Source organism: Pseudomonas sp. Irchel s3b5 (assembly GCF_900187435.1).
GTDB lineage: Bacteria > Pseudomonadota > Gammaproteobacteria > Pseudomonadales > Pseudomonadaceae > Aquipseudomonas.
Map to the genome: position 1 here is coordinate 47,831 of NZ_FYDY01000026.1, position 15,743 is coordinate 63,573.

Annotated in this window: 17 protein-coding genes; 16 read left to right on the top strand and 1 reads right to left on the bottom strand. The window is 60.4% G+C overall.

Features of this window, described 5'->3' with window-relative positions; genetic code table 11:
* Positions 1-155: 155 nt before the first annotated feature.
* From CKW15_RS22340 to CKW15_RS22355, 4 genes are all read left to right on the top strand, one after another.
* The gene (locus CKW15_RS22340; RefSeq protein WP_095056597.1) at positions 156-815 is read left to right on the top strand and encodes a transglutaminase family protein; all 660 of its coding nucleotides are present in this window, start codon (positions 156-158) and stop codon (positions 813-815) included.
* Positions 816-858: 43 nt separating this feature from the next.
* A complete protein-coding gene (locus CKW15_RS22345; RefSeq protein WP_095056598.1) occupies positions 859-1,482 on the top strand; it encodes a glutathione S-transferase family protein in 624 nt (207 codons plus the stop codon).
* A gap of 133 nt (positions 1,483-1,615) precedes the next feature.
* A complete protein-coding gene (locus CKW15_RS22350; protein WP_095056599.1) occupies positions 1,616-2,548 on the top strand; it encodes an ABC transporter ATP-binding protein in 933 nt (310 codons plus the stop codon).
* Positions 2,545-3,324 carry an ABC transporter permease gene (locus tag CKW15_RS22355; RefSeq protein ID WP_095056600.1) on the top strand — a complete coding sequence of 260 codons (780 nt, stop codon included), beginning with the start codon at positions 2,545-2,547 and terminating at the stop codon, positions 3,322-3,324. Before CKW15_RS22350 ends, CKW15_RS22355 begins: the two co-directional genes overlap by 4 nt.
* Before the next feature lie 189 nt (positions 3,325-3,513).
* Here CKW15_RS22355 and CKW15_RS22360 read toward each other — a convergent pair whose 3' ends face one another.
* Positions 3,514-4,029: a DUF2062 domain-containing protein gene (locus CKW15_RS22360; RefSeq protein ID WP_095056601.1), complete on the bottom strand. Its 516-nt coding sequence runs from the start codon at positions 4,027-4,029 to the stop codon at positions 3,514-3,516.
* 136 nt (positions 4,030-4,165) lie between these two features.
* On the opposite strand from CKW15_RS22360, the gene CKW15_RS22365 reads away from it, so the two are divergent.
* From CKW15_RS22365 to CKW15_RS22420, 12 genes are all read left to right on the top strand, one after another.
* A complete protein-coding gene (locus tag CKW15_RS22365) occupies positions 4,166-6,391 on the top strand; it encodes a DNA internalization-related competence protein ComEC/Rec2 (RefSeq protein WP_095056602.1) in 2,226 nt (741 codons plus the stop codon).
* Between the two features lie 107 nt (positions 6,392-6,498).
* Positions 6,499-7,134 carry a MotA/TolQ/ExbB proton channel family protein gene (locus CKW15_RS22370; RefSeq protein ID WP_177408771.1) on the top strand — a complete coding sequence of 212 codons (636 nt, stop codon included), beginning with the start codon at positions 6,499-6,501 and terminating at the stop codon, positions 7,132-7,134.
* Positions 7,131-7,559 (top strand): biopolymer transporter ExbD, encoded by a 429-nt coding sequence (locus CKW15_RS22375; protein ID WP_095056604.1) that lies wholly within the window; start codon positions 7,131-7,133, stop codon positions 7,557-7,559. Before CKW15_RS22370 ends, CKW15_RS22375 begins: the two co-directional genes overlap by 4 nt.
* A complete protein-coding gene (gene lpxK / locus CKW15_RS22380; protein ID WP_095056605.1) occupies positions 7,559-8,569 on the top strand; it encodes a tetraacyldisaccharide 4'-kinase in 1,011 nt (336 codons plus the stop codon). The genes CKW15_RS22375 and lpxK overlap by 1 nt, the downstream gene beginning before the upstream one ends.
* A 24-nt stretch (positions 8,570-8,593) precedes the next feature.
* Positions 8,594-8,779 carry a Trm112 family protein gene (locus CKW15_RS22385; protein WP_095056606.1) on the top strand — a complete coding sequence of 62 codons (186 nt, stop codon included), beginning with the start codon at positions 8,594-8,596 and terminating at the stop codon, positions 8,777-8,779.
* Positions 8,776-9,540, top strand: coding sequence for a 3-deoxy-manno-octulosonate cytidylyltransferase (gene kdsB, locus CKW15_RS22390; protein ID WP_095056607.1), 765 nt, complete (start codon positions 8,776-8,778; stop codon positions 9,538-9,540). The genes CKW15_RS22385 and kdsB overlap by 4 nt, the downstream gene beginning before the upstream one ends.
* A complete protein-coding gene (locus tag CKW15_RS22395; RefSeq protein ID WP_095056608.1) occupies positions 9,540-10,004 on the top strand; it encodes a low molecular weight protein-tyrosine-phosphatase in 465 nt (154 codons plus the stop codon). The genes kdsB and CKW15_RS22395 overlap by 1 nt, the downstream gene beginning before the upstream one ends.
* The gene (gene murB / locus CKW15_RS22400; RefSeq protein ID WP_095056609.1) at positions 10,001-11,020 is read left to right on the top strand and encodes a UDP-N-acetylmuramate dehydrogenase; all 1,020 of its coding nucleotides are present in this window, start codon (positions 10,001-10,003) and stop codon (positions 11,018-11,020) included. The genes CKW15_RS22395 and murB overlap by 4 nt, the downstream gene beginning before the upstream one ends.
* A gap of 244 nt (positions 11,021-11,264) precedes the next feature.
* On the top strand, positions 11,265-11,735 hold the full coding sequence (locus CKW15_RS22405) for a (2Fe-2S)-binding protein (protein WP_095056610.1): 471 nt from the start codon (positions 11,265-11,267) through the stop codon (positions 11,733-11,735).
* Positions 11,732-14,053, top strand: coding sequence for a xanthine dehydrogenase family protein molybdopterin-binding subunit (locus CKW15_RS22410; RefSeq protein WP_095056611.1), 2,322 nt, complete (start codon positions 11,732-11,734; stop codon positions 14,051-14,053). The genes CKW15_RS22405 and CKW15_RS22410 overlap by 4 nt, the downstream gene beginning before the upstream one ends.
* On the top strand, positions 14,053-15,036 hold the full coding sequence (locus CKW15_RS22415; RefSeq protein ID WP_095056612.1) for an XdhC family protein: 984 nt from the start codon (positions 14,053-14,055) through the stop codon (positions 15,034-15,036). Before CKW15_RS22410 ends, CKW15_RS22415 begins: the two co-directional genes overlap by 1 nt.
* A complete protein-coding gene (locus CKW15_RS22420; RefSeq protein ID WP_095056613.1) occupies positions 15,033-15,623 on the top strand; it encodes a nucleotidyltransferase family protein in 591 nt (196 codons plus the stop codon). The genes CKW15_RS22415 and CKW15_RS22420 overlap by 4 nt, the downstream gene beginning before the upstream one ends.
* Positions 15,624-15,743: the final 120 nt, after the last annotated feature.

The window sequence follows — 15,743 nt, forward strand, 5'->3', positions numbered from 1 at the left end:
AGTCGTGGGAAACCCTGGATGAATTTCGTAGCCCCATCTAATGGCGGGCGTAGGAAAATTGAGCGAGCGACAATGCGCCCATATTTGGCCGAAACGTCGTTATCTCTGTGCTGAACCTCTCGATAGACTCGGGACTTCCCCAGGAGATTGTTCTCATGCACGAGTATCTGAGTCCCGGCCGCTTCATCGATAGTGACCACCCGTCCGTGGTGGAGTTCGCCGAAAAACACCGTGGCGTCAGCCGCGATCCGCTTGAGCAGGCGATCAATCTCTATTACGCCGTGCGCGAGGCGGTGCGCTACAACCCGTACACCTTCAGTCGTGACCCGCAGACCCTGCGCGGCAGTTATGCGCTGGTGACCGGCGAAAGTTATTGCGTACCCAAGGCCACATTGCTGGCAGGTGCCGCGCGACATTGCGGGATTCCTGCGCGGATCGGACTGGCCGACGTGCGCAATCATTTGTCCACGCCACGCCTGCTTGAGTTACTCAAGAGCGACATGTTCGCCATGCACGGCTACACCGAGTTCTATTTGAATGATCGCTGGGTCAAGGCCACCCCGGCGTTCAACCAGAGACTCTGCGACCTGTTCAATGTGGCGCCGCTGGACTTCGACGGGATCAACGACAGCGTTTTCCACCCCTACAACCGTGATGGCGAGAAGCTGATGGAGTATCTGGTCGATCACGGACAATTTGCCGATGTGCCGGAACAGTTCTTTTTCGAGCACCTGGAAAAGTGTTATCCGCACCTGTTCGGCGATCAGTTGGCGCCGCTGCTGGGTGACATGCAGAGCGATTTGAGTCGCGCCTGATCCGGCGTATGCTGCCTGTCCACTTATCGAAAAAGAGGCGGTCATGCTGAATATCTGGGGTCGGAAAAACTCGTCGAATGTCAGAAAGCCGCTGTGGGCCGCTGAAGAATTGGGGCTGGCCTATGAAGCCATCGATGCGGGCGGTGCTTTTGGTGTGGTCGATACGCCCGAGTACCGCGCCATGAATCCCAATGGTCGTGTCCCGGTGATTGAAGATGACGGGTTCGTGCTGTGGGAGTCCAACGCCATTGTTCGTTACCTGATGGCGCTGCACGCCAAGGACACCGCGTGGTACCCGGCGGATCTGAAGGCTCGCGCCACCGCCGACAAGTGGATGGACTGGACCACTTCAAGTTTTGCCGGCCCGTTTCGCACGGTGTTCTGGGGCGTGCTGCGCACCCCCGCCGAGCAGCAGGACTGGTCTGCCATCAACGCCGCGATCAAGGAGTGCGAAGGTTTGCTGGCAATGGCCGATCAGGCGTTGGCCGCCAAACCGTACCTGTCCGGCGATGAGATCGGCATGGGCGACATTCCCCTCGGCTGTTTTATTTATGCCTGGTTCGAGATGCCGATCGAGCGCGCTCCGCAGCCTCATCTGGAGGCCTGGTACGCCCGGTTGAAACAGCGTCCGGCGTATCGCAAGGCCGTTATGACCGCGTTGACTTAATACTCACTATCGACACACTTGACTGTACTTGTGTGGCGGCGACAAGCACCATTGCGTTCATGCGCCGCGGTTGCATTGCTCGCCGCCCGCCCATAGTTATCCCTTTCCTCCCTTCTTGGTGCGTAAATCCGATATGAGTTCCGCTCTGTCCATCCGGCAGCTAACCAAAACCTACGGCAACGGTTTCCAGGCCTTGAGTGGTATCGATCTGGATGTCGCCGAAGGTGACTTTTTCGCTTTGCTCGGCCCTAACGGCGCCGGCAAATCCACGACTATCGGCATTCTCTCGACCCTGGTGAACAAGACCAGCGGCACGGTGAATATCTTCGGTCACGACCTGGACAAGAATCCTGCGCAACTCAAGCGCTCCATCGGCGTGGTGCCGCAGGAATTCAATTTCAATCAGTTCGAAAAGACCTTCGACATCGTCGTGACCCAGGCCGGTTACTACGGCATCCCGCCGAAAATCGCCAAGGAACGCGCCGAGCAATACCTGACCCAACTCGGGCTGTGGGACAAGAAGGACGTGCCGTCGCGTTCGCTGTCCGGCGGCATGAAGCGTCGACTGATGATCGCCCGCGCACTGGTTCACGAGCCGCGCCTGCTGATCCTCGACGAACCGACTGCCGGTGTGGACATCGAACTGCGTCGCTCGATGTGGAGTTTCCTCACCGAGCTGAATCAGAAAGGCATCACCATCATTCTCACCACCCACTACCTGGAAGAGGCTGAACAGCTGTGCCGCAACATCGGCATCATCGATCACGGCACGATCGTCGAGAACACCAGCATGAAGCAGTTGCTCAGCCAGCTGCATGTGGAAACGTTCCTGCTGGACATGAAGAACACGTTGCAAGTGGCGCCTCAGTTGATGGGCTACCCGTCCCGGCTGATCGACAGCCACACCCTGGAAGTCCAGGTGGACAAGGCCATGGGCATCACTGCGCTGTTCACCCAACTCGCGCAGCAGAACATCGAAGTGCTGAGCCTGCGTAACAAAACCAATCGCCTCGAGGAGTTGTTCGTGTCCCTGGTGGAGAAAAATCTGTCGAAGGTGGCGGTATGAGTTCCGAGTTGCGCCCCAACCTCATTGCCCTCAACACCATCGTTTACCGTGAAGTCCGACGCTTTACCCGGATCTGGCCGCAGACCTTGCTGCCGCCGGCAATCACCATGGTTTTGTACTTCGTGATTTTCGGTAACCTCATCGGTCGGCAAATTGGCGACATGGGTGGTTTCACCTACATGGAGTACATCGTGCCGGGGTTGATCATGATGTCGGTGATCACCAACTCCTACGGCAACGTGGTATCGAGTTTCTTTGGCAGCAAGTTTCAGCGCTCCATCGAAGAGTTGATGGTGTCGCCGCTGTCGCCACACACGATCCTGATCGGCTACACCCTGGGCGGCGTGCTGCGCGGGTTGATGGTGGGGGTTATCGTGACCCTGCTGTCGCTGTTCTTCACCGACTTGCAGGTGCATCACCTGGGCGTGACCATTCTGGTGGTGGTGCTGACCGCGACGATCTTCTCGTTGCTGGGCTTCATCAACGCCGTGTTTGCGCGCAACTTCGATGACATCTCGATCATCCCGACCTTCGTGCTGACGCCGCTGACCTATTTGGGCGGGGTGTTCTACTCGATCTCGTTGCTGCCGCCGTTCTGGCAGACCGTCTCGCTGGCGAACCCGGTGCTGCACATGGTCAACGCGTTCCGTTACGGCATCCTCGGGGTGTCGGACATCAGGATCAGCATTGCGATCACGTTCATGCTGGTGGCCACCGTGGTGCTGTACCTCGGGTGTGCGCGGTTACTGGTCAGTGGGCGCGGGATGCGGACGTAAGTCGTCCGCCTCGTAGGCGCAGCCTCGTTGCACTCGACAGCTCCTACAGGGAAGCGCACACGCATTAGAATCAGGCCGGCGGGGTCGTAAGGGCGGAACCGATAGCCGCCGTTACCGCAGCAACGGATATGTACCCCTTTAAAAATGCAAAAAAAAACGGCCTCCAAAATCAGAGGCCGTTCCACATTCTCACATCCTGCTTTTCTTGCGCCGCTTCCATTGCCGCGCCACCCACCAGCGCCAATACATCATCACCAGAAAATAGGCCACGGCTCCAAGGACCAGCCCCGTCACCACCGAGCCCAGCAAAAACGGCTGCCACAACGTCGAAAGCTCACTGCTGACCCATTCCCAGGTCAGTTCATCCGGCAGACTCCGGGTGGGAACATCCATCAGCCAGGCACCTGTCTGGTACGTGCAGAAGAACACGGCAGGCATGGTGATCGGATTGGTCAGCCAGACCAGACTCACCGCAATAGGCATGTTGCCGCGCACAACAATGGCCAGGAAAGCCGCGAGCAGCATCTGCATCGGAATCGGCAGGAAAGCCGCGAACAGACCGACGGCCATGGCGCGGGCGACCGAGTGCCGGTTCAGGTGCCAGAGGTTCGGGTCATGCAGCAGCGTGCCAAGAAAGCGTAAGGATTTGTGTTCCCTGATGCTGACCGGGTCAGGCATGTAACGTTTGAATAAGCGCCGGGGCATAGGGCTTCTCGGTCGGTTAAGGCGGCAAGTATGTCTGGAATCCATGAACTGCCCATTCAGACTTTGTGACAATTGATAACGGCGACGATGCGACGGACGGGCTAAGCCTAGGGTAAGGACTCTCAAGGACGGGCATATGCGCATAGGGATGATGGCGCTGGCGCTGGGTTTGTTGGCATTGCGTTTTTTACCGGCACTACCGCCGGTCTGGTTGTTGTGGTTGATGCCGGTGGCGGGTTTGATGTTGCTGCCGTTCAGGACGTATCCGGTGGCGTTTTTTCTGTTTGGGTTCAGTTGGGCCTGCGTGCAGGCGCAATGGGCACTGGATGATCGCTTGTCACCGAGGCTGGATGGCGAAACCCGCTGGGTCGAAGGACGGGTGACGGGGTTGCCGCAAAATGCCGACGGCGTGGTGCGCTTCGAGTTGAGCGACAGTCAGTCTCGGCGCGCGCAACTGCCGCAGCGCTTGCGTCTGGTCTGGCATGGCGGTCCGGCGGTGAACAGTGGTGAGCGCTGGCGACTGGCGGTCAAATTGAAGCGTCCGGTCGGGCTGCTCAATCCCCATGCCTTTGACTACGAAGCCTGGTTGCTCGCGCAACGCATTGGGGCGACCGGAACGGTCAAGGATGGCCAGAAACTCACCGACGCCCGTTGGGCCTGGCGGGACGGTATTCGCCAAGGCTTACAGTCTGTGGACGCCCAGGGTCGAACCGGTGCACTGACCGCATTGGTGCTGGGCGACGGCGCCGGGCTCAGTCGTGAAGACTGGCAGGTGTTGCAGGACACCGGCACGGTGCATCTGCTGGTGATTTCCGGGCAGCACATCGGGTTACTGGCGGGGGTCGTCTACCTGTTGATCGCCGGGCTGGCCCGCTATGGGCTGTGGCCGGACCGCCTGCCGTGGCTGCCCTGGGCGTGCGGACTCGCATTCGCCGCGGCGCTGGGTTACGGGCTGCTGGCCGGTTTTGAAGTGCCGGTTCGACGGGCCTGCCTGATGATTGGCCTGGTGTTGTTATGGCGCCTGCGGTTCCGTCATCTCGGTGCCTGGTGGCCACTGTTGCTGGCGCTCAATGGGATTTTATTGATGGACCCGCTGGCGAGCCTGCAACCGGGGTTCTGGCTGTCTTTTGTGGCAGTGGCCATATTGATTTTCACCTTTGGTGGCCGGTTGGGACCCTGGCGTTGGTGGCAAACCTGGACGCGCGCCCAGTGGCTGATCGCAATCGGCCTGTGCCCGTTGTTGTTGGTGCTGGGATTACCCATCAGCGTCAGTGGGCCAGCGGCCAATCTGTTGGCCGTGCCGTGGATCAGCCTTGTGGTGTTGCCGCCAGCCTTGCTCGGTACTGTGTTGTTGCCCGTGCCTTATGTGGGCGAGGGATTGCTGTGGCTGGCGGGCGGATTGATCGACTGGCTGTTCAACGGATTGGCGATGCTGGCCGGTGAGATACCCGCGTGGGTACCCAAGGCGATTCCGTTTTGGGTCTGGGGCCTCGGTGCGCTGGGAGCATTTTTACTGCTGCTGCCGCGAGGTGTGCCGTTACGCCCGTTGGGATGGCCGATGCTGTTGCTGCTGGTGTTTCCACCCCGTGCGGAACTGCCGGAAGGCATCGCCGATGTCTGGCAGCTGGACGTCGGGCAAGGACTGGCCATTCTGGTACGAACCCGCCATCACACATTGTTGTATGACGCGGGGCCGCGTTTCGGGGATTTCGATCTGGGCGAGCGGGTGGTGTTGCCGTCGTTGCGCAAATTGGGCGTAGAAACACTCGATCTGATGTTGATCAGCCACGCCGATGCCGATCACGCCGGTGGCGCCCGGGCGGTAGCCAACGGCATGACCGTCAAGCAAGTGCTCAGTGGCGATCCCGCAGGCTTGCCGGCTGAGCTGCACGCTTCAGCCTGTGAGGCGGGCCTGCAATGGACCTGGGACGGCGTTAAATTCCAGCTCTGGCAATTTCCGTCAGCCACAGACAGCAATCAGAAATCCTGCGTTCTGCAGATCGAAGCCCATGGCGAGCGCCTGTTGCTGACGGGGGACATCGACGCCGCTGCCGAGCGGGCGCTGCTCGACAGTCCTTTTGCCATTGCAACCGACTGGTTGCAGGCACCGCATCATGGCAGTCGCAGTTCGTCTTCAATGGCACTGCTCAACAAGCTGCAACCCAAGGCGGTGCTGATCTCCCGAGGGCATGGTAACTCGTTTGGTCACCCGCATCCGACGGTCATGGCGCGCTACCGAAAACGCGGGATGGCGATTTACGACAGCGCCGAGCAGGGTGCCATTCATCTGCAGTTGGGACAGTTTGCATCCCCGTCGTCGATGCGTCTGGAACGGCGTTTCTGGCGCGATCCGCCGCCCTGAAATAAATAACCCCCGGTTATTAAAGCCCGACCGGATGCGACATCACGGTCTTCGGTGCGCCGACCCCCTATGTTAGAGTGGCGCACTTTTTCGAGGGGATTGTCACTGTGTGGGAATTGGTCAAATCCGGCGGCTGGATGATGCTGCCGATCATTTTGAGTTCCATCGCCGCCATGGCGATTGTCGCCGAACGCCTCTGGACGCTGCGAGCCAGCCGTGTGACCCCGGAGCATTTGCTCGGGCAGGTCTGGGTCTGGATCAAGGACAAACAACTCAATAAAGAAAAACTCAAGGAACTGCGCCTCAACTCACCGTTGGGCGAGATCCTGGCGGCAGGCCTGGCCAACTCAAAACATGGTCGCGAGATCATGAAAGAGTGCATCGAAGAGGCCGCCGCGCGGGTCATTCACGAATTGGAGCGCTACATCAACGCCCTCGGCACCATCGCCGCCATGGCCCCGTTGCTGGGGTTGCTGGGTACGGTGTTGGGCATGATCGATATTTTCAGCGCGTTTACCGGCAACGGCATGACCACCAACGCCTCGGTACTGGCCGGTGGTATCTCCAAAGCCTTGATCACCACGGCCGCAGGCTTGATGGTCGGTATCCCGGCAGTGTTCTTCCACCGTTTCCTGCAACGCCGGATCGATGAACTGGTGGTCGGCATGGAGCAAGAGGCCATCAAACTGGTCGAGGTGGTTCAGGGCGACCGTGATGTGGACCTGTCCAGGAGCAAAGCGTGAAATTCCGCCGCAAACCACGGGAAACGGTGGACATCAACCTCGCGTCGCTGATCGACGTGGTGTTCATCCTGCTGCTGTTTTTCGTCGTGACCACCACCTTCACCCGTGAAACCCAGTTGCGCGTCGATCTGCCGGAAGCGATCAGCGGTTCGCCCGCGGAGGATCAGGACAAGCCGGTCGATATCACCATCAGTGCCGAAGGCGTGTTCTCGGTGAACAACCAGATCCTGCCGAAAAGCGACCTGGCCTCGCTGATGGAGGCGCTGCAGAAAGAATCCAATGGCGACACCAACCGACCGCTGTCGATCAGCGCGGATGGCAAGACTCAACATCAGTCCGTCATCATCGCCATGGACGCCGCCGGCAAACTCGGTTTCAGCCACTTGCGCATGACCACTGTCGAGGCGGCGCCTCCCGCGCCCTGATGGCCATGTCCGATCGATTGCTCGCCGCGTGGTATGACGGTCATCCGGCCCTGAAGCTGTTACAGCCACTGGAATGGTTGTACCGGCGCGTGGTCATGAACAAGCGCAAACGCTTTCTGGCGGGTGAGGGCGAGATCTATCAGCCGCCCGTGCCGCTGATCGTCGTTGGTAACATCACGGTCGGTGGCACCGGCAAGACACCGTTGATTTTGTGGATGATCGAGCATTGTCAGCGCAGTGGGCTGCGGGTCGGTGTGGTCAGCCGTGGTTACGGTGCCAAACCGCCGCAATTGCCATGGCGGGTCGAGACGGATCAAACCGCAGGCATCGCAGGCGATGAACCGCTGTTGATCGTCCAGCGCACAGGTGTGCCGCTGATGATCGACCCCAACCGCAGCAACGCCGTCAAAGCCCTGTTGGCCAGTGAACCGCTGGACCTGATCCTGTCTGACGACGGTATGCAGCACTATCGGCTGGCCCGGGATCTGGAGTTGGTACTGATCGACGCCGCCCGCGGACTGGGCAATCGGCGCTGCTTGCCGGCCGGGCCGTTGCGTGAACCGGTCGAACGTCTGCAAAGCGTTGACGCTGTGCTCTACAACGGCGCCCCGGCTGACCGCGACGATGGCTTTGCCTTCCAGTTGCAACCCTCCGAACTGGTTAACCTGCGCAGCGGCGAACGTCGGCCCCTCGATCACTTCCCCAAAGGCCAGGCCGTGCACGCCGTGGCCGGAATCGGCAACCCGCAGCGTTTCTTCAAAACCCTCGAAACGCTACACTGGCAGCCTGTTCCACATGCATTTGCCGACCACGCCGAATACAGCGTCGAGGCCTTGAATTTCACGCCGTCATTGCCGTTGGTGATGACGGAAAAGGACGCGGTGAAGTGCCGTGCCTTCGCCGCTGCCGATTGGTGGTACCTGGCGGTCGATGCTGCGCCGTCGCCGGCCTTCGTGGCCTGGTTCGATACGCAGTTGATGCGCCTGTTGCCGGCTCGTTTGTTGCCTTAATCCGTTTTTATCCAGGGAATGTTCATGGACACCAAATTGCTCGATATCCTCGCTTGCCCTGTCTGTAAAGGCCCGCTCAAGCTCAGCGCCGACAAGACCGAGCTGATCAGCAAAGGCGCAGGCCTGGCCTACCCGATTCGTGACGGCATCCCGGTGATGCTCGAATCCGAAGCGCGCACCCTGACCAACGACGAGCGCCTGGATAAATGACCACAGCCTTTACCGTCGTCATTCCGTCGCGTTATGCCTCGACCCGTCTGCCGGGCAAACCGATGCTGCTGATCGCCGGCAAGCCGATGATCCAGCATGTCTGGGAGCAGGCATGCAAAAGCAGCGCCGAGCGTGTGGTGGTTGCCACTGACGACGCGCGCATTATCGAGGCTTGCAAAAGCTTTGGCGCCGAAGTGGTGCTGACCCGTGAAGACCACAACTCCGGCACCGATCGCCTGGCCGAAGTGGCCGAGAAACTGGGGCTGGCGCCGGACGCCATCGTGGTCAACGTCCAGGGTGACGAACCGCTGATTCCGCCGAGCGTGATCGATCAGGTCGCCGCCAACCTGGCTGCCCACACCGAAGCGCGCATGGCCACGCTGGCCGAGCCGATCGAAGACGTGGAAACCCTGTTCAATCCGAACGTGGTCAAGGTGGTCAGCGACCTCAATGGTCTGGCACTGACCTTCAGCCGCGCCACGCTGCCTTGGGCGCGAGATGCCTTCGCCCAGAACCGCGAGCAGCTACCGGAAGGCGTGCCTTACCGTCGCCACATCGGCATCTATGCCTACCGCGCCGGTTTCCTGCATGACTTCGTCAGCTGGGGCCCGTGCTGGCTGGAAAACACCGAGTGCCTGGAGCAGCTGCGTGCCCTGTGGCACGGCGTGCGGATCCACGTTGCCGACGCGCTGATCGCACCACCGGCCGGTGTCGATACCATCGAAGACCTCGAGCGCGTTCGTCGCCTGCTGGAGGCCTGATGCGGGTTCTGTTTGTCTGCCTGGGCAACATCTGCCGTTCGCCCACGGCCGAAGGCGTGCTGCGCCATAAACTGCGTGAGGCGGGGTTGGCCAATCAAGTTGAAGTCGCCTCCGCCGGCACCGGTGACTGGCATGTCGGCAAAGCGCCGGACAAGCGCAGTCAGGCAGCGGCCAAGCTGCGCGGCTACGACCTGTCCGCCCAGCGCGCCCAGCAGGTCAGCCGCGCCGATTTCGCCACGTACGACCTGATCCTGGCGATGGACAACAGCAATCTGCGCAACCTCAAGGCCCTGCAACCGGCCAAGGGCAGGGCCGAGCTGGACCTGTTCCTGCGCCGCTATGAGTCGGAAGTCGATGAAGTGCCGGACCCGTATTACGACGGCGATCAAGGTTTCGAGCAGGTGCTGGACCTGATCGAGCGCGCCAGTGATTTGCTGGTGATCGAATTGAAGGGACGGTTATGAGTTTGCAGGTTCGGTCGCAGGTTTCGCTCAAGCCGTTCAACAGCTTCGGAGTGGACGTTCAGGCGCGGTTGTTCGCCGAGGCTCATAGCGACGCTGATGTGCGTGAGGCTTTGGCTTATGGCCGGGAGCACCAAGTGCCGGTGTTGGTGATCGGCGGCGGCAGCAATTTGCTGCTGACAGCGGATATCGACTCGCTGGTGCTGCGCATGGCCACCCGTGGCATTCGTGTGCTCAGCGATGACGGCAGCAAGGTGGTGATCGAAGCCGAAGCCGGTGAGCCGTGGCATCCGTTTGTGCAGCACACCTTGGCGCAAGGGTTGTCGGGGCTTGAAAACCTCAGCCTGATTCCGGGTACCGTCGGCGCCGCACCGATGCAGAACATCGGCGCCTACGGGGTCGAGATCAAGGACGTGTTCGCCGGTCTGACTGCCCTCGATCGCCAAAGCGGTGAACTGCGCGACTTCAGTCTGGAGGCGTGCAACTTCGCCTACCGCGACAGCCTGTTCAAACAGGAGCCGGGGCGATGGTTGATCCTGCGCGTGCGTTTCGTACTCGACCGCGCAGCGCATTTGCATCTTGAATACGGCCCGGTGCGCCAGCGCCTGACCGAGCAAGGTATCGAGCATCCAACCGCCACCGACGTCAGCCAGGCCATTTGCAGCATTCGCAGCGAAAAACTCCCGGACCCGGCCGTGCTCGGCAATGCCGGCAGTTTCTTCAAAAACCCGTTAGTGTCGGCCGCGCTGGCTGCACGGCTCAAGGGTGAGTACCCGGACCTGGTGGCCTACGCGCAACCCGATGGGCAGATGAAACTGGCCGCCGGATGGCTGATTGAGCGGGCAGGGTGGAAAGGTTTCCGTGATGCGGACGCGGGCGTGCATAAATTGCAGGCGCTGGTGCTGGTCAACTACGGCGGCGCCACCGGATTGCAATTGCTCCACCTGGCGCAACGCATCCAGAAAGACATTTCAGAACGTTTCCACGTCGATCTGGAAATGGAGCCGAATCGCTATTGAGGCTACGCTCTCAAGTCTGAATCCAAAGCCCTGTACCGTAACTAGTGCAGGGCTTTTTTGTTAATGCTGCGTTAACTTAGCGAGCTAACGATGCAATGCATTTACTCCATCAAAGGCCCGGTGCAGACGTGTTCGTCTGCACAAGAGAGCCCATTAGCCTGAGTCGATCTGCGTGATGCCAACCGCTGACCTTCCAGCGGCAGATTACTCGACCCCATAACCCGAACACTCTGCGGGCGTGCCCATGATTACCCTGAAACTCAACGGTCAGAACCATCAACTCGATGTCACCGAGGACATGCCGCTGCTCTGGGCAATCCGTGACGTCGCCGGCTACAACGGCACAAAATTCGGCTGCGGCATGGGCCTGTGCGGGGCGTGCACCATTCATATCGAAGGCGCTCCGGCGCGCAGTTGCATCACACCGATCGGTTCGGTCATCGGGCAGAACGTCACCACCATCGACAACCTGCACGCGGACCCGATTGGCAAAGTCGTGCAGCAAGCCTGGCTCGATAGCGCGGTGGCCCAATGCGGGTTTTGCCAAGGGGGGCAAATCATGTCCGCGACCGCGTTGCTCAAGATCCATCCGAACCCGAGCGACGAGCAGATCGAAGAAGCGATGGTCGGCAACATCTGCCGTTGCGGCACCTACAATCGCATCAAGACCGCCATCCGTCAGGCATCCACTCACCTGAAGGAGGCCAAGGCATGAGCCAGTTACCGAATGGCTTCGCCCTGAGCAACCTCAGTCGCCGAGGCTTCCTCAAGGGTGTCGGCGCCACTGGTGCATTGGTCGTTGCCGCCAGTTGGGGCTGGCAGGAGGCGTTTGCTGAAGAGAAAGAGAAAAAGTTCGGCGCCGACGGTATGCCCAACGGCTGGATCGATGACCCCAAGGTCTATGTGAGCATTGCCGCGGATGGCACGGTGACCGTGGTGTGCAACCGTTCGGAAATGGGCCAGGGCGTGCGCACCAGCCTGACCATGGTCGTGGCCGATGAACTGGAAGCCGATTGGGCGCGGGTCAAAGTACGGCAGGCGCCGGGTGACGAAGTGCGCTTCGGCAATCAGGACACTGACGGATCGCGCAGCATGCGCCACTGGTACGAACCGATGCGCCGTTGCGGTGCCGCCGCGCGGACCATGCTCGAACAAGCCGCCGCCGAGCAGTGGAAAGTGCCGGTCAGCGAATGCCATGCGCAACTGCACAAAGTCATCCATACACCGTCGGGCCGCGAGCTGGACTACGGCGCGCTGGCCGCTGCTGCCGGTGCCTTGGCTGTACCGGCACGCGACAGCCTCAAGCTCAAGCAGCCGTCGGAATTTCGCTACATCGGCAAGGAAGGCACCAAGGCCATCGACGGTGACGACATCGTCAATGGTCGTGCCGTGTATGGCGCCGATGTGCATTTCGACGGCATGTTGTTCGCGGTGATCGCCCGGCCTGCGGTCTATGGCGGCAAGGTCAAACGTTTCGATGGCAGTGCGGCGATGAAAGTCCCCGGTGTGCTGAAGGTCATTCAGATCGACAGCCGTCCGTTGCCTTCCGAGTTTCAACCGTTGGGCGGAATCGCCGTAGTGGCCAGTAATACCTGGGCCGCGATCAAGGGGCGCGAGGCGCTGAAGATCGAGTGGGACGACGGCCCTAATGCCAGCTATGACTCGATTGCCTACCGCAAGGAACTGGAAGCTGCTTCACTCAAACCCGGCAAAGTGGTGCGCAATACCGGCAACATCGACGAAGCCATGAGCAGCGCCGACAACACGCTGGAAGCGTCCTACTACCTGCCTCACTTGTCGCAATCGCCGATGGAACCGATGGTCGCCATCGCACGCTACAAGGATGGCGTCTGCGAAGCCTGGGGGCCGAGTCAGGCGCCACAGGTGAGCCGCCAGCGGATCGGCGAGCGCCTGGGATTGCCGTTGGACAAGGTCACGTTCAACGTAACCTTGCTGGGCGGCGGTTTCGGGCGCAAGTCCAAACCTGACTTCATCATCGAAGCCGCCATCCTGGCCAAGGAATTCCCCGGCAAAGCCGTGCGTGTGCAGTGGACCCGTGAAGACGACATCCACAATTCCTACTTCCACACCGTGTCGGTGGAATACCTCAAGGCCAGCCTGAACAAGGACGGCTTGCCCTCTGGCTGGTTGCACCGCACCGTGGCGCCGAGCATCACTGCGCTGTTTGCGCCGGGCATGAGCCATGAAGCGGCGTTCGAACTGGGCATGGGTTTCACCAACATGGCCTATGCCATTCCCAACATCCGCCTGGAAAACCCTGAAGCGACGGCACACACCCGGGTCGGCTGGTATCGCTCGGTGTCGAATATTCCCCATGGCTTTGCGGTCCAGAGTTTTATCGATGAACTGGCGCACAAGGCCGGACAGGACTCGCTCAAGTATCAGGTCAAATTGCTCGGCCCGGACCGTCAGATCGATCCGCGCACCTTGAGTGAAGAATGGAACTACGGTGAATCGCCGGAGCGTTATCCGATCGATACGGCACGCCTGCGTACGGTGCTGGAAACTGCCGCGAAGGCGGCCGGTTGGGGGCGCGAGTTGCCCAAAGGGCGAGGATTGGGTCTGGCGGTGCATTACAGTTTCGTGACGTACGTGGCAGCGGTGATCGAGGTTGAAGTCAAAGACGACGGCACGCTGATCGTGCACAAGGCCGATATTGCCGTCGATTGCGGACCGCAGATCAACCCCGAACGGATTCGCTCTCAATTCGAAGGCGCCTGTGTCATGGGGCTGGGCAACGCGGTGCTGGGTGAAATCAGCTTCAAGGACGGCAAGGTCCAGCAGGACAACTTCCACATGTACGAAGTGGCGCGCATGTCCCTGGCGCCGAAAGACATCGCCGTACACTTGGTGACCCCACCGGGCAACGTTCCGTTGGGCGGCGTCGGCGAACCGGGTGTGCCACCGATTGCCCCGGCGCTGTGCAATGCGATCTTCGCCGCCACCGGCCAACGCATTCGCAATTTGCCGGTTCGTTATCAGCTGTCGGGTTGGCAGAAGGCAGGCGCCTGATGGACAGCGCCGACCTGAATGTCCTGCGCAGCGTGTTGGAGTGGCGCCGCGCTGGTCAGCGGGTAATGTTGTACAGCGTCGCCCAGACCTGGGGCACCGCTCCCCGGGCGCCTGGGGCGATGCTGGCGCTGCGCGAGGACGGTGTGGTGATTGGCTCGGTCTCCGGTGGCTGCGTCGAAGATGATCTGATTGCACGGCAGCACGACGGTCGAATCCCGGTCGACGGGCCAGCGGTGCAACTGATTACCTACGGCATCACCCGTGAAGAGGCGGCGCGATTCGGCTTGCCGTGTGGCGGTACGCTGCGTTTGATCGAAGAGCGCGTCGATGATGCGGCCTGGGTCGAGCAATTGCTGGTCCACTGTGAGGCCCATGAAATCGTCGCACGGGAACTCAACCTTGAAACCGGCCAAGTGATTTTGACGCCAGCCAGCAAGTCGGACGTGTTGATGTTCGACGGGCAGACCTTGCGCGCAATTTATGGTCCGCGTTGGCGTCTGTTGTTGATTGGCGCGGGGCAGCTGTCCCGGTATGTCGCCGAAATGGCCCGGTTGCTGGATTTTGAAGTACTGATCTGCGACCCGCGCACCGAGTTCGTCTATGGCTGGGAAGCGCAGCACGGACGTTTTGTCTCGGGCATGCCCGACGAGGCCGTCCTGAGTATCCAGACCGACGAACGCACGGCCATCGTCGCCCTGACTCACGACCCGCGCCTGGACGACATGGCGCTGCTGACAGCCCTCGATTCCAAGGCGTTCTATGTCGGCGCACTGGGCTCACGGATCAACAGCCAGAAACGCCGGGACAACCTGGCTCAACTGGGTTTGTCACAACAGGCCATCGCTCGATTGCACGGCCCGATCGGTCTGCATATCGGTAGTCATAATCCAGCGGAAATCGCCTTGTCGCTCATGGCCGAAATCGTGGCGATCAAAAATGGCGTCGAGTTGAAACAGAAGAAACCGTTGCAGGAGGATGTATGAGCGAGCCCATCGGCGTCATTGTGCTGGCAGCGGGGCAGGGGAGTCGGTTTCGCCAGGTCGCCGGTGCCGAGAAAGACAAGTTGCTGGCTGACTGCGTCGGTCGAGATGGCGCGGTTCGATCTGTCATTGAGCAGGTGCTGGTCAATCTGCCGGCAACCCTGGAGAAGCGGGTGTTGGTAACCACCGCTGACCGCCCGCAAGTGATCCGCATGGCAAAGGCTTATGGTTGCGCGATCGTGCTGATCGAGTCCACTGGAATGGGCGACAGCATTGCCGCGGGTGTGGCTGCGTGCGGGGAGCTCGGGGGATGGTTGATGGTGTTGGGGGATATGCCGTTTGTTTTGCCGTCGACTATCGAGCAAATTGTGGTTCAAGTTGCTGAAGATGGTATCAGTGTCCCGGTACATGATGGTGACTACGGGCATCCGGTCGGTTTCGGTCGCAGTTTTGGACCTGGCTTGATGGCGCTTTCGGGAGATCGGGGAGCCAAGCCCTTGTTTGCGCAGGGGCGAGTGGTTGAGGTTTCGGTGGATGATCCCGGGGTTTTGTGGGATGTGGATGTGCCGGAGAAGTTGGTCTTTGGGTGAAATCAAAAAGATCGCAGCCTTCGGCAGCTCCTGCGTCGAGCATCTGTAGGCGCTGCCGAAGGCTGCGGGATCTTTATTGCAATAAAAAGCCCCGCCTGGATCACCAGGCGGGGCTTTTTA

Excerpts from the sequence above, each read along its gene's own strand:
- CKW15_RS22340 (WP_095056597.1), top strand. The coding sequence starts at position 156 with ATGCACGAGTATCTGAGTCCCGGCCGCTTCATCGATAGTGACCACCCG.
- CKW15_RS22345 (WP_095056598.1), top strand. The coding sequence starts at position 859 with ATGCTGAATATCTGGGGTCGGAAAAACTCGTCGAATGTCAGAAAGCCG.
- CKW15_RS22350 (WP_095056599.1), top strand. The coding sequence starts at position 1,616 with ATGAGTTCCGCTCTGTCCATCCGGCAGCTAACCAAAACCTACGGCAAC.
- CKW15_RS22355 (WP_095056600.1), top strand. The coding sequence starts at position 2,545 with ATGAGTTCCGAGTTGCGCCCCAACCTCATTGCCCTCAACACCATCGTT.
- CKW15_RS22360 (WP_095056601.1), bottom strand. The coding sequence starts at position 4,029 with ATGCCCCGGCGCTTATTCAAACGTTACATGCCTGACCCGGTCAGCATC.
- CKW15_RS22365 (WP_095056602.1), top strand. The coding sequence starts at position 4,166 with ATGCGCATAGGGATGATGGCGCTGGCGCTGGGTTTGTTGGCATTGCGT.
- lpxK (WP_095056605.1), top strand. The coding sequence starts at position 7,559 with ATGGCCATGTCCGATCGATTGCTCGCCGCGTGGTATGACGGTCATCCG.
- CKW15_RS22385 (WP_095056606.1), top strand. The coding sequence starts at position 8,594 with ATGGACACCAAATTGCTCGATATCCTCGCTTGCCCTGTCTGTAAAGGC.
- kdsB (WP_095056607.1), top strand. The coding sequence starts at position 8,776 with ATGACCACAGCCTTTACCGTCGTCATTCCGTCGCGTTATGCCTCGACC.
- CKW15_RS22395 (WP_095056608.1), top strand. The coding sequence starts at position 9,540 with ATGCGGGTTCTGTTTGTCTGCCTGGGCAACATCTGCCGTTCGCCCACG.
- murB (WP_095056609.1), top strand. The coding sequence starts at position 10,001 with ATGAGTTTGCAGGTTCGGTCGCAGGTTTCGCTCAAGCCGTTCAACAGC.
- CKW15_RS22405 (WP_095056610.1), top strand. The coding sequence starts at position 11,265 with ATGATTACCCTGAAACTCAACGGTCAGAACCATCAACTCGATGTCACC.
- CKW15_RS22410 (WP_095056611.1), top strand. The coding sequence starts at position 11,732 with ATGAGCCAGTTACCGAATGGCTTCGCCCTGAGCAACCTCAGTCGCCGA.
- CKW15_RS22415 (WP_095056612.1), top strand. The coding sequence starts at position 14,053 with ATGGACAGCGCCGACCTGAATGTCCTGCGCAGCGTGTTGGAGTGGCGC.
- CKW15_RS22420 (WP_095056613.1), top strand. The coding sequence starts at position 15,033 with ATGAGCGAGCCCATCGGCGTCATTGTGCTGGCAGCGGGGCAGGGGAGT.